This is a genomic window from Mesorhizobium sp. B2-2-4 (genome assembly GCF_006442375.1).
GTDB lineage: Bacteria > Pseudomonadota > Alphaproteobacteria > Rhizobiales > Rhizobiaceae > Mesorhizobium.
Genome location: NZ_VFWB01000003.1, coordinates 177,834 through 191,021, shown reverse-complemented (window position 1 = coordinate 191,021; position 13,188 = coordinate 177,834). Strand labels below are relative to the sequence as shown.

At 64.1% G+C, this 13,188-nt stretch carries 10 protein-coding genes; 6 read left to right on the top strand and 4 right to left on the bottom strand.

Features of this window, described 5'->3' with window-relative positions:
- Positions 1-17 precede the first annotated feature (17 nt).
- The 5 genes from FJ959_RS09170 (at position 18) to pdeM (ending at position 6,061) form a co-directional block, all read left to right on the top strand.
- A complete protein-coding gene (locus FJ959_RS09170; RefSeq protein ID WP_140629770.1) occupies positions 18-1,382 on the top strand; it encodes a leucyl aminopeptidase family protein in 1,365 nt (454 codons plus the stop codon).
- A gap of 77 nt (positions 1,383-1,459) precedes the next feature.
- Positions 1,460-1,810 (top strand): MarR family winged helix-turn-helix transcriptional regulator, encoded by a 351-nt coding sequence (locus FJ959_RS09165; protein WP_140513216.1) that lies wholly within the window; start codon positions 1,460-1,462, stop codon positions 1,808-1,810.
- 29 nt (positions 1,811-1,839) lie between these two features.
- Positions 1,840-2,700, top strand: a complete 861-nt coding sequence (locus tag FJ959_RS09160; protein WP_140496697.1) for an NlpC/P60 family protein — start codon at positions 1,840-1,842, stop codon at positions 2,698-2,700.
- A gap of 98 nt (positions 2,701-2,798) precedes the next feature.
- Positions 2,799-5,348: a ligase-associated DNA damage response DEXH box helicase gene (locus tag FJ959_RS09155; RefSeq protein WP_140629767.1), complete on the top strand. Its 2,550-nt coding sequence runs from the start codon at positions 2,799-2,801 to the stop codon at positions 5,346-5,348.
- Entirely contained in the window at positions 5,345-6,061 is a 717-nt protein-coding gene (gene pdeM / locus FJ959_RS09150) for a ligase-associated DNA damage response endonuclease PdeM (RefSeq protein WP_140496693.1), read from the top strand. The genes FJ959_RS09155 and pdeM overlap by 4 nt, the downstream gene beginning before the upstream one ends.
- 5 nt (positions 6,062-6,066) lie before the next feature.
- Here the strand turns inward: pdeM and FJ959_RS09145 are convergent, their stop codons facing one another.
- The 3 genes from FJ959_RS09145 to FJ959_RS09135 are packed head-to-tail and all read right to left on the bottom strand — an operon-like array spanning position 6,067 to position 10,669.
- Positions 6,067-7,002, bottom strand: coding sequence for a DmsC/YnfH family molybdoenzyme membrane anchor subunit (locus FJ959_RS09145; protein ID WP_140629765.1), 936 nt, complete (start codon positions 7,000-7,002; stop codon positions 6,067-6,069).
- Between the two features lie 5 nt (positions 7,003-7,007).
- A complete protein-coding gene (locus tag FJ959_RS09140) occupies positions 7,008-7,742 on the bottom strand; it encodes a 4Fe-4S dicluster domain-containing protein (RefSeq protein WP_140496689.1) in 735 nt (244 codons plus the stop codon).
- The gene (locus FJ959_RS09135) at positions 7,739-10,669 is read right to left on the bottom strand and encodes a molybdopterin oxidoreductase family protein (protein WP_140629762.1); all 2,931 of its coding nucleotides are present in this window, start codon (positions 10,667-10,669) and stop codon (positions 7,739-7,741) included. The genes FJ959_RS09140 and FJ959_RS09135 overlap by 4 nt, the downstream gene beginning before the upstream one ends.
- A gap of 277 nt (positions 10,670-10,946) precedes the next feature.
- On the opposite strand from FJ959_RS09135, the gene FJ959_RS09130 reads away from it, so the two are divergent.
- On the top strand, positions 10,947-11,849 hold the full coding sequence (locus FJ959_RS09130) for a LysR family transcriptional regulator (RefSeq protein ID WP_140496685.1): 903 nt from the start codon (positions 10,947-10,949) through the stop codon (positions 11,847-11,849).
- A 12-nt stretch (positions 11,850-11,861) separates the two neighbouring features.
- Here FJ959_RS09130 and FJ959_RS09125 read toward each other — a convergent pair whose 3' ends face one another.
- Positions 11,862-13,118, bottom strand: a complete 1,257-nt coding sequence (locus FJ959_RS09125; protein WP_140629759.1) for an Hsp70 family protein — start codon at positions 13,116-13,118, stop codon at positions 11,862-11,864.
- Between the last annotated feature and the right edge of the window lie 70 nt (positions 13,119-13,188).

The following is a 13,188-nucleotide window of genomic DNA, read 5'->3' as shown; positions in this document are numbered from 1 at the left end:
CGGCAGGAGAACATCGAATGTCAGTGGAACTGGTCGAGAACAAGCTGAACAACCCGCTTCCTGTCCATCTGGTGGCTAAGGACGGTCTGGAGACGGCCGGTCTGACGTCATCAGCCGTGGCGTGGGCCAGGGCCAACGGCTTCTCCGGCGAAGCGGGCAGGACGCTCATCGTGCCTGCGGAAAACGGCGCGCTCGGCGGTGCCTTGTTCGGCATTGGCGACGGCGAGGGCGCGCTGGCCGTCGGCGCGCTGGCGAAAAGCCTGGCGGAGGGCGACTGGCATTTCGCCTCCGCGCCGGCCGAGCCGGAGCTGGCGGCGATCGCGCTGGCCCTCGGCGGCTATGTCTTTACCCGCTATGGCAAGAAACCGGGCAAGGCGCTGCGCTTCGAATTGCCGGCCGGCGTAGAGGCAAAACGCGTTCGCCGCATCGTCGAAGGCGTCTTCCTGACGCGCGATCTTGTCAACACGCCGACCAGCGACATGGGGCCGGACGAGCTGGAGAAGGCGGTTCGAGCCCTGGCCGAAATTCACAAGGCCGAAGTGTCGGTGATCAAGGGCGACGACCTCATCAAGCAGAATTTCCCGATGATCCATGCCGTCGGCCGCGCTTCGTCCGGTGCACCGCGCCTTATCGACATGGGCTGGGGGCCAAGGAGCGCGCCGAAAGTGACGCTGGTCGGCAAGGGCGTCTGTTTCGATACCGGCGGCCTCGACATCAAGCCGTCGTCCGGCATGCTGTTGATGAAGAAGGACATGGGGGGCGCCGCCAATGTGCTGGGTCTGGCCTCGATGATCATGGCCTCCGGATTGAACGTGCGGCTGCGCGTGCTGATCCCGGCCGTCGAGAATTCGATCGCCGGCAACGCCTTCAGGCCTGGCGACGTGTTGGCGAGCCGTAAGGGCATGTCAGTCGAGATCGGCAACACCGACGCCGAGGGGAGACTGGTTCTGGGCGACGCGCTGGCGCTGGCCGACGAGGAGGAGCCGCAGTTGCTTGTCGACATGGCGACACTGACCGGGGCTGCCCGTGTCGCGCTCGGTCCGGACCTGCCGCCCTTCTACACCGGCGACGAGGCGCTGGCCTCGGACCTGGCGGCCGCCTCGCTGGCGGTCGAGGATCCGCTGTGGCGCATGCCGCTGTGGCGGCCCTATGATGCGAAGCTGTCGTCGAAGATCGCCGACATCAACAACGTCACCACCGATGGGTTCGCCGGTTCGATCACCGCGGCGCTGTTCCTCAAGCGTTTTGTCGAGAAGACGGCAAGCTGGGCGCATTTCGACATCTTCGCCTGGAACCCCGCCGATCGTCCGCACGGACCTGCCGGCGGCGAGGCGCAAGGCATCCGGGCACTGGAGCACGTCATCTCGAAGCGTTTTGGCTGATGTGGCGGCGACTTTCAGGGCCGGCAGATTGCTGAAACTGAAACGGAACCGAAACAATTTGCCGTCATTCTCGTGCGATGTCGATTTCGATGCGCCCGAGCCAGGCCTTGCGATTGTGGCAGCAAGTGATGCTGTCGCAGGTGCGCGACGACGCGCCCGACCTCACCATGCGCCAGACGGCTATCCTGTTCACCATCTATCTCGATCCGCCGCCGCACACGGTGCGCGGGCTGGCGGCCCGTCTCAACGTCACCAAGCCGGTCATCACCAGGGCGCTCGACACGATGGGCGCGCTCAAACTGGTGTCGCGCCATCGTGACGAGCTCGACAAGCGCAACGTGCTGATCAAGCGCACGGTCGAGGGCGCCCTCTTTGTCGAGCGCTTCGGCGATGGTATCATCGCCAAGGCACAAGAGCTGCCCATCTGACGACCAGCCGCTTCAATGGATGAACTGATTTGACCGCCAGGGATGCCCGCCTCCACGCCTTTCGGCCCGATCTTGCCGATGCGAGATTGAAAGGAGAGGTCGCTGCCGACCGCTTTGTCGCCGGCCGGCCGGCGCGGATTTCGATCCCGGTTGCCGATATCCGTAAGGCTCCGCGTCCAGACGCTGGTGTCAACACGCAAGCGCTATTCGGCGATGACGTGCTCGTTTTCGAGGACAGAGAGGGCTGGGCCTGGATCCAGGCCGAACGGGACGGTTATGTCGGCTATGTCGCCGACGCCATGTTGGGCGGGCGGGATCATGCGCTCACCCATATCGTCTCCGTGCCCCGAACTTTCCTCTATCCCGGCCCGGATCTGCGCCTTCCGATCGCGGGACAGCTGTCGATGGGGTCCACCGTCACGGTGACCGGGTCCGCCGAAACGCGCGGCACCCACTATGCCGTCCTGCCCTCCGGTGAGGCAATCATAGCGGGTCACCTGCGGCCGCTCAGTAATGTGGCCGCCGACTATGTTTCGGTGGCCGAGATGTTTCTCGGCACGCCATATCTCTGGGGTGGTGTCTCCGGCTTCGGCATCGATTGCTCCGGCCTCGTGCAACTGGCGATGCGCATGGCCGGCGCCGATGTCCTGCGCGATTCCGACATGCAGGCGCAGAGCATCGGCGAGCCGCTCGATCCAGGCCCCGATTATTCCGGCCTGCGCCGCGGCGATCTCGTTTTCTGGAAAGGCCATGTCGCCATCATGACCGATGCCGAGACCATGATCCACGCCAACGGCCACACCATGTTGGTGTCGCGCGAAGGCCTGAAGGAAGCCGTCGCCCGCATCGGCTATCTCTACGGCGGGCCGACGGGGTTCCGGCGGCCCTAGCGCCAATCCTCCCTTCTCCCAGGGAGAGAAAAACTGCTCGATCACCTTTTGTTCCGATTGTTCTTGGCGTTAGCGCGCCGTCGCGCTAACTCTGACGCGTGACAGAGAAGCCGCGCCTTGCCGACCAGAATGCCGCCGTCATTCTGCCCGACCCATTCCTCAGATGGTTTGGCGAGAAGGGCTGGGCGCCGCGCGCGCACCAGATCGAATTGCTGGCGAGGGCTCAGGCAGGGCAGTCGGTACTGCTGATCGCACCGACCGGCGCCGGCAAGACGCTGGCCGGGTTCCTGCCTTCGCTGACCGAACTGGCCGTCAGGGCCAGGCGAAAACCGGGTCAGGCCCATCGCGGCATCCACACGCTCTACATCTCGCCGCTGAAGGCGCTGGCTGTCGACATCGAGCGCAACCTTGGCAAGCCGGTGGAGGAGATCGGGCTCTCCCTCACCATCGAGACCCGCACCGGCGACACGCCGGCGCACAAGCGCCAGCGGCAGAAGCTGGTGCCGCCCGACATCCTGCTCACCACGCCCGAGCAGCTTGCGCTGCTGATCGCGGCACCCGATGCCAGGCGTTTCTTCGAAGACCTGCGCTATGTCGTGCTCGACGAGTTGCATTCGCTGGTGATTTCGAAGCGGGGTCATCTCCTGGCGCTTGGTCTGGCGCGCCTGCGCCAGTTCATGCCCGAGCTTCAGACCATTGGACTGTCCGCCACTGTGGCCGAACCGGACGAATTGCGCCGCTGGCTGGTCGGCCAGAATCCGCCCAAAAATACGGCAAGTCCCGAAATGGCCGAACTGATCGTCGTTACCGGCGGCGCAAAGCCCGAAATATCCATCTTGGATTCGGAGGAGCGCGTGCCCTGGGCCGGACATTCGGCCCGCTACGCGACGCCCGAGATCTACCGCGAGATCAAGCGCCACAAGACGACCCTGCTGTTCGTCAATACGCGCAGCCAAGCGGAGTTGCTGTTCCAGGAACTGTGGCGCGTCAACGAAGATACCTTGCCGATCGCCTTGCATCATGGGTCGCTCGATGTCGCGCAGCGGCGGCGGGTCGAGAAGGCGATGGGCCACAATGCGCTGCGCGCCATCGTCGCCACCTCGACGCTCGACCTCGGCATCGACTGGGGCGACGTCGACCTCGTCGTGCATGTCGGCGCACCCAAGGGAGCGAGCCGGCTGGCGCAGCGCATCGGCCGCGCCAACCACCGCATGGACGAACCATCCAAAGCCGTCCTCATCCCGGCCAACCGCTTCGAGGTGCTCGAATGCCGGGCAGCGCTGGATGCCAACTACCTCGGCGCGCAGGATACGCCTCCACTGGTCGATGGCGGGCTCGACGTGCTGGCGCAACATGTCCTTGGCTGTGCTTGCGGCGCACCTTTCCGCGCGGACGATCTTTACGAGGAGGTGCGGTCGGCGGCCCCCTATGCCGGCCTCGATCGGCCGACATTCGACCGCGTCGTCGATTTCGTCGCCACGGGTGGCTACGCCTTGAAGAGCTATGAGCGATACGCCCGCATCCGCCTCAACAAGGAGGGATTGTGGCGGGTATCCAATCCGCGCGTGGCCCAGCAATACAGGCTGAACGTCGGCACTATCATCGAGGTGCCGGCGCTCAACGTGCGTTATGTCCAGGCCGGCAGCAAGGGTTCCGTGTCGCGCGGCGGCAGGGTTTTAGGCAAGATCGAGGAGGCTTTCCTCGAGACGCTGACGCATGGCGACACCTTCATGTTCGCCGGCAAAGTTCTTCGCTTCGAAGGCATTCGCGAGAATGAGTGCTTCGTCTCGAACGCGCCCGGCAGCGATGCGAAGGTGCCTTACTATGGCGGCGGCAAGTTCCCGCTTTCGACCTATCTCGCCGAACAGGTCCGCGCCATGCTGGACGATCCGCAGCGGTGGAAGAAACTGCCCGAGCAGGTGGCCGACTGGCTGCGCTTCCAGGTCGACAAATCGGTGCTGCCCAAACGCGATGACCTGCTGATCGAGACCTTTCCGCGCGGCAACCGCCACTATCTGGTCGCCTACCCCTTCGAGGGCAGGCTGGCCCACCAGACGCTCGGCATGCTGCTTACCCGCCGTCTGGACAGGACGGGCGCCAGGCCGCTTGGCTTCGTCGCCACCGACTATGCCTTGGCCATTTGGTCGCTGGGCGACATGGGGGCGATGTTCAAAGCCGGAAAACCCTCGCTCGGCGCGCTTTTCGATGAGGACATGCTTGGCGACGATCTCGAGGCCTGGCTGGCAGACAGCTGGCTTCTCAAGCGCACTTTTCGCAATTGCGCGCTGATTTCAGGGCTGATCGAAAAGCGTCATCCCGGCAAGGAGAAGAGTGGCCGTCAGGTGACTGTCTCGACAGACCTTATTTATGACGTCCTGCGCAGCCATGAGCCGGATCACATATTGCTCCAGGCGACGCGCGCGGACGCGGCGGCGGGCTTGCTCGATGTCAGCAGACTTGCGGACATGCTCTCGCGCATTCAAGGTCGAATCATGCATAAGAACCTCGAACAGATATCGCCGCTCGCCGTGCCGATCATGCTCGAGATCGGCAAGATGCCGGTGCACGGCGAAGCCGATGAAACGCTGCTGATGGACGCGGCCACGCTGGTTGAGGAAGCCATGGGGCCGGAGATGGCTGAGGAATGAATTTTTCGCTGGCGCGCGCATCGTTGATCGCCGACGCCGATCTGGTCGGCATCGCCGGCGAACGTGCGGTCTGCGATCCGCGCGGCGTGCTCTACTTTCCCGAGCTCAAGCTTCTGGCCGTTTCCGATCTGCATCTGGAAAAAGGCTCATCGCTGGCAAGGCGCGGCATGCTGCTCCCGCCCTATGACACCGGCGCGACCTTGCTGCGATTGCAGGCCGTCATCTCGGACTACCAGCCGGCAATCGTGATCAGCCTGGGCGATTCCTTCCACGATGGCGGCGGCGCCGAGCGCATGCATCGAAGTTTCCGCGAACGGCTGGAGGCGCTGATGGCGGGCCGCGACTGGTTCTGGGTGGCCGGCAACCATGACCCGGAGGCGCCGGCCGACCTGCCGGGCGATACGGTGCGCGAACTCGCCATCGGCTCGTTGCTGTTCCGGCACGAGCCGTCGAAGCTGCGCGTCGAGGGCGAGATATCGGGCCATCTCCATCCCTGCGCCCGCATCGTCCAGCAGGGCCGTTCAGTGCGGCGGCGCTGCTTCGCCGGCGATGGCGGCCGCATGATCATGCCCGCCTTCGGCGCCTATACCGGCTCACTCAACGTGCTCGACCGCGCCTATGCCGGCCTGTTCCGCCTGGAATCGCTGATGGCCTATATGCTCGGCACGGACCGCATCTTTGCGATTTCAGGCTCGATGCTGCGACCCGGCTGAAGCCGCTATTTCCCGTAGTAGAGAGTGACCGTGTGCTTCGCTTCGGCGAAGAACAGCCAACGTTCGACCAGCATGCCGACAAACTGTGCGACCGCGGCGAACACCGATGCGAGCGCCGCGAAAGGTGACGGCAAGGCGAAGGCCGTAATCAGCAGCAAGGCGGGCAGCGCGAAACCCAGGAGCTGGGTGATCCGCCGCAGCTTTGCGCTGTGCTTGCGCGCGATGCGAAAACCCATTTCCTTGAGCAAATAATTTTCCTCGGTATGCGGCCATTCCAGCGATCTAACCGTCCCCCCGGCAAGCCCGGTTGCGGTGTTGGCGTTGGTGGGGATTTCCAATTGGTCGTTGTACCGCCAGGTCGCAAGCTTCCAGGCCCAACCGAGCAGGGTCAGCAGTACGCAGGCTGCCAGAAGCATTTTGGAACCGACGGCAAAGCCTTGGCATAGCGCGGCCAGAAGCACACTGCCGCTCATCGCCGAGAAAATGAGATAGCCGGGCAAGGTGTAAGGGCTGTGCCACTGAGCGATGGGTTTCAGCGAGGCATAGATCATGCCGGTCATGCAGACGGTGATGACGGCGCCAATCGTTGCCAGAAGTCCGGCGGCGGCGACCCAGCCATCGGTGCGGCCAAGAATGACCCAGCCAATGCCGAACAGTCCCGCCGGGACGAACGTGGCGACCGAGGCGACGCCTTCGCGCGACAGCCAGGAACTGCGCCATTGCGAGAAGGCACGCCAGGCGCGTTCGGGGCGGCCGAGATGTCCGGTCGAGGACAACAGGCCGGCGGTGATCAGGCCGAGCGCCAGTCCCATGCCGATGATGCCCAGCCAGAAATCGGGTGCGATAACGCCAAGTGGCGCCAGCACGCCGAGCAGTGCCAGCAGGCCGTAGCCGGCGCCGGTGGCGGTGGTGAAGAAGACGACGGAGAAGGCTGGATGCATGGGGTTTAGTTCGAGAGCATGCGGTCGACCCAGCCGAGGAACCCACCCTCGGCCCTCACCGGCTCCAGGGTTGGCGCAGAAATCTTTGCGGCGCGTTCGGTATGCGCGCGCGGCGGCAGGTATTTGTTGGTCGGGCGGTAGCCGAGTTCCGGCATCAGGTCGACACCGCCACGCTCCTCAACCAGTTGCGACACCGCCGAGGCGGGGTCGCCGAGATCGCCGAAATGCCGTGCGCTGGTCGGACAGGCCGCGACGCAGGCCGGCACGCGGTCCTCCTCGGCCAGATTGTCATTGTAGATGCGGTCGACGCAGAGCGTGCATTTCTTCATTACGCCGACATCGGTGTCGAATTCGCGCGCGCCATAGGGGCAGGCCCAGCTGCATAGCTTGCAGCCGATGCACTTGTCCTCATCGACCAGCACGATGCCGTCCGAGGCTCGTTTGTAGGAGGCGCCGGTCGGACACACAGTGACGCAGGCCGGCGTCTCGCAATGCAGGCACGAGCGCGGGAAGTTCACCGTGCGGCCGCCCATCGCGGTGGTGTGCTCGTAGCTGTGCACGCGATTGAACCAGACGCCGTCGACATGGCCGCCATAGGGGTCGATGTCGGTCAGCGGCGCCATGTGGCCGCCGGTGTTCCATTCCTTGCAGGCGGTGACGCAGGCCTGACAACCGACGCAGGTGTCGAGGTCTATGACCAGGCCTAGTTTTTTGCCCGTGTGGGCGGGGACGCAGGTCATTTGGCGGCTTCCCTGTTCATGCGGAATTCGGCGCCAAAGCGAAGTGTGTCCGGCGATGGCTGGAATTGCGGCGGCTGGTGGAAACGCTCGAATTGCGGCTCGGTGAAACCGGCTTCCTCCGCCGCGCATTTGACGATGCGCACCTTGAGATCGAACCATGCCGCCTGGCCGGTCACCGGATCGGAATTCGAATACCGCCTGCCGTTGGTGTCTGCCGTGGTCTGGTCGCCGATGATGTGGTTGAGCAGGAAGCCGCGATTGCTCTCGGCGGCATCGTCCTTCAGCCCCCAGCTGCCGCGCCTTTTGCCGATGGCGTTCCAGGTCCAGACCGTGCTTTCGTTCACGCCCTCGACCAGCTTGATCTGTCCCTTGACCTTGCCATTGATGCTTTCGATCCACACCCAGTCGTCGTCGGCAAGGCCGAGACCTGCGGCGGTCCTCTCATGCACGAACAGCCGGTTTTGGCTGGTGATCTGCCTCAGCCACGCATTCTGCGAACCCCAGGAATGGTACATGTGCATCGGCCGCTGCGTCAGCGCATGCAACGGATATTTCTGCTGGTCGACGGCCGCTTCCTCGAACGGCACGTACCAGAAGGGTAGCGGGTCCATGTAGGTCTCGATGCGCTGGCGTTCGCTCTCAGGCGGCACGGCCCGACCATGGCCGCGCGCGGCAAGACGAAAGCGCTGCAAGGGTTCGGAATAGAGCTGGAAGACGACTGGTTCGGCCTTCGGGATGAAGCCCATCTGCACCGCGAAATCGAGATAGGACCGGTTGGCCATCTTGTAGTAGCGCTGGTCCTCAGCGAAATCGTGGTGCCAGAAGCCGCCATTGTCGATGTAGCGCTGCAACTGGTCCGGGTTTGGCTCGCCCTTGCCGGTCGAATTGCCGTCCTTGCCGCGCCAGCCGGCAAGCGGGCCGATACCGGGCGTGCGCTCGTGATTGACGATGTAGTCGGCATAGTCGGCATATTTGGCCGCCCCGTCTTCTCTGACGAAACCCGGCAGGCCGAGGCGCGCGCCGAGCTCGATCAGCACCGATTGGAACGGGCGCACGTCCCGGTCCGGCTCGACCATGGGATGGCGTATAGCATCGCCCGGTCCGTCGGCATGGCTGATCGGCCGGTCGAGCAGGCTGATGCAGTCGTGCCGTTCGAGATAGGTTGTGTCGGGCAGCACGAGGTCAGCGAACGGCACGGTCTCGGAATAATAGGCGTCGGAATAGATGATGAAAGGGATCTTGTAATTGCCCGCCTCGTCGAGGTCGGTCAGCATACGAATCGTCTCGACGGTGTTCATCGAGGAATTCCAGGCCATGTTCGACATGTACATCATCAGCGTGTCGATCTTGTATGGATCGCCGGCCCAGGCGTTGCGGATGACGGTGTGCATCAAGCCGTGCGCAGCGAGCGGCGCCTCCCAGGAATAGGCCTTGTCTATGCGGATCGGCACGCCTGCCTCATCGACCAGAAGGTCGTCAGGCCCGCAGACGAAGCCGAGCGGCATGCCGTCCAGTGGCGTCATCGGCCGGACGTTCTTGCCGGCAGGCTTCGGTCCTGGCGGCGCGCAACGCGGATAAGGCGGTTTGAAGCGGAAGCCGCCCGGGACGTCCACCGTTCCGAGCAGCACCTGCAGCAGGTGAATGGCGCGGCAAGAATGAAAACCGTTGGAATGGGCTGAGATGCCGCGCATCGCGTGCATCGACACGGGCCGTCCCCTAATCGTCTCGTGGCGGCGGCCGGCCCAGTCGGTCCACGCCACCGGCAGTTCGATCGTCTGCTCAAAGGCGACATGAGCGAGCTCGGCGGCGATCCTGCGGATCGTATCGGCGGCAATGCCGCAGCGCTCCGCGACCGCATCGGGCGAATAGCTCTCATTGAGGTATCGATCGGCGATCAGCTGGAACACCGGAACGCAGCGACGACCGTCGACGGTGAAGCTGCCGGTCAATGCCGGTTTGGCGCTGGCGTCGGTGGCGCGGACAGGCACCTTCGCCACCCTGTCCCAGGCGAGCGGGTTGCCGGCGCTGTCGCGGACAAACAGCCCGTCATCGGCCGCACCCGGATCCTGGATGACGAGCACATGGGCGTTGGTGTAGCGCAGGAGATAATCGAGATCGACGCGGCCTGCCTTCAAGAGCTCGTGGATGAGGGCGAACACGAACAGGCCGTCGGTGCCCGGCCGGATGCCGATCCAGTCGTCGGCGATGGCGTTGTAGCCAGTGCGACATGGGTTGATCGACACCACCTTGGCGCCGCGCGCCTTCAGCTTGCCGAGGCCGATCTTGATCGGGTTGGAATCATGGTCCTCGGCGACGCCGAAAAGCATGAAATACCGGGTATTGTCCCAGTCGGGTTCGCCGAACTCCCAGAACGAGCCGCCGATCGTATAAAGCCCGCCTGCGGCCATGTTCACCGAACAGAAACCGCCATGCGCGGCGAAGTTCGGCGTGCCGAACTGGCTTGCCCACCAGCCGGTCAGGGATTGCGATTGGTCGCGGCCGGTAAAGAAGGCGAGTTTCTTCGGGTCGCTGCGGCGGATGGACGAAAGCCGCTCCGCGGCGATCGTCAGCGCTTCTTCCCACTCGATCTCGCGGAATTCTCCCGAGCCGCGCGAGCCGGTGCGCAGCAGCGGCTTTTTCAGCCGGGCAGGGCTGTAATGCTGCATGATGCCGGAGCTGCCCTTACCGCAGATCACGCCGCGATTGACCGGATGATCCTTGTTGCCGTTGATGTAGCGGACCTTGCCGTCCTTGATGTGCACGTCGATGCCGCAGCGGCAGGCGCACATATAGCATGTGGTCTTGGCGATGCGGTCGGAGATGGCGGGCGAGGTGTCGACGCCATCGTTCTCGTCGGGTGCGTTCGTGTCGGCGAGCGGGCGTTGGGACGGGGCGGAATTCGCGCCGCGCAGAGATCCTTGGGTCATGATCCCCGAGCGCTTCTGCGGTTCGCGGCTTTGGCCCTGGTTTTCGGCCCGGGACCGCGCATGTAATGCTCTTCCGGATGATAGCGATCGCCGGCCAGCCGCCGCCGCAGGCCGCGGGTCCAGTGCGCGAACAGGGACTTGAACCGCCCGATCATTTCATTCTCTGTCAATCGGTAGCGAATTTTTTCTAACTTCGATTGAAAACTTAGAATAAGCCTATCAACCCGTCTAATCAGTTGTTCTTGTAAATTCGATCGATATTGGTTCTTAATGCCTTATGACACTTGACCAGTTGCGGATATTTGTCGCCGTCGCCGAGCGCGGCCACATGACCAAGGCGGCGGAGCTGCTGGGCATCTCCCAATCGGCCGCGTCGGCCGCCATCCGCGCGCTTGAGGAGCAGCACGGCGTCCATCTGTTCAACCGCGTCGGCCGCAACATCGAGCTTGCCCAGACCGGTCACCGGTTCCTGCCAGAAGCCAAGGCCGTACTGGAACGAGCCGCCGCCGCACGCAATGTGCTGGAACATGTCTCGCAGACGGTTGCCGGCAGCCTCTCCATCGCCGCCAGCCTGACGATCGCCAGCTATTGGCTGCCGCGCCGGCTGGCGTCCTTCCACGAAGCCTATCCTGCGGTCAGGCTGAGCGTCAGCATAGGCAACACCAGGCAGGTCGAAGCCAGCGTGCTGGATGGAACCGCCGATCTCGGCTTGGTCGAGGGGCGCACCGAGTCCGACATATTGCGCCGCGCCAAGGTCGATATCGACCGGTTGATGCTGGTGGTTGCCGGTTCTCATCCCGAGATCGCCGAAATCGCGCCGGGCCGCCCCGACATAAAAGGGCTGCGCTGGATCATCCGCGAGGGCGGTTCCGGCACGCGGGAGGTGCTGGAGGATCTGGCGCGCCGCGAAGGGATTTCGCTTGACGACCTGCAGATATTTCTGGTGCTGCCGAGCAACGAGGCGGTTCGCCAGGCGGTCGAGGCCGGTGCCGGCGCCACCATCATTTCGGAGCTCGTCGTCGGACGCGCCGTCGCCGAAGGCAGCCTGCGGTCCGTGCCGCTCGAACTGCCGAAACGCGACTTCGCCATGATTACACATCGCGACCGCCAGGCAAGCTTGGCCCAGATGGCGCTCAAGGCGCATTTGGGGGCCGACGAGAAGGCGTCCGCGCGTTCGTGAATTGTCCGGATATCAGCCGAACTTGCGCTGCGCGTCCAGCGCAAGGCCAAGTCCGACCGAGCCGAACATGTCGCCCTCGATGACCGAAGCCTGAGGCACCAGGGACAGGATTTTTTGTCTCGCCAGCGGGATCGCGGTGGATCCTCCGGTCAGGAACACGGCGGTGATGTCGGACGACTTGACCCCGGCGTCGCCGATGGTCTGGACGACCGTGGCGGCAACGCGCTCGATGTCCCTGGCGATCGTGGCGTCCAGCGCCTTTCGGGTGATCTCGGCGGCGAACTGGACTTCCGGCAGCCTCACCTCGACATCGGCCGAGACCTTGTCGGTCAGCTCGATCTTGGCCCTTTCGACAAGAGCGGCCAGCGCGTGCCCGTACCGGTGCTCGACGATCTGGATGAAGCGGTCGACGAGATCGGCGCGCTCGGCCTCGTAGCGGATCTGGCGCAGATGCGTCATCGCCTTGGCCGTGTAGACCAGGTTGATGCGTTGCCATGTGGCAAGATCGATGAAGTAGCTGGCCGGCAGGTTGCGCTTGCCGTCCTTGGTCGGGCTGAGGTAGCCGAGTTCCGGCATCACATGCGCGATGCTGAGCAATCGGTCGAAGTCGGTGCCGCCGATATGGATGCCGCGGCTGGCCAGGATATCGTCCTTGCGGTCAAGCGAGCGGGCACGCTGCGGCGAGACCCTTACGATCGAGAAGTCCGACGTGCCGCCACCCATGTCGATGATCAGCGCCAGTTCCTCGCGCGTCACCTTCTGCTCGTAGTCGAGGGCCGCCGCGATCGGTTCGAACTGGAAGGCGATATGCTTGAAGCCCTGGGCGCGGGCGGCTCCTTCGAGCTCGCTTTGTGCCCTGGCATCGGCCTCGGCGTCGTCGTCGACGAACTGCACCGGCCGGCCGAGTACCACGCTCTCGACGGCGCCGCCGGCATCGTCCTCCAGTCTTTTTCGCAGATGGCCGAGGAACAGGTCGACGATCTCCATGAAGCCGATCGATCGCGCCTTGATGCGCGTCTTTTCCTGCGCGAGCGCGCTGCCGAGCACGCTCTTCAGCGAGCGCATCAGCCGACCTTCGACGCTGTCGGTGTAATTGGCGATTGCGTGGCGGCCGAAACAGGTACGGTTGTCCTCGAAGTTGAAGAACACGGCACTTGGCAGCGTGACCTCGCCGCCTTCCAGCGCGACGAGGTGCGGCTGGCCGCTCCTGACCACGCCCACGGTGGAGTTGGAAGTGCCAAAATCGATGCCGGCGAATGCTGGTCGCATCGCAGCCTCCTGTCATCTCTGCTAAAGCAGCGGTTCGGCGCCGTCTGTGAAGCGTGCGCTCTCTGTCGTC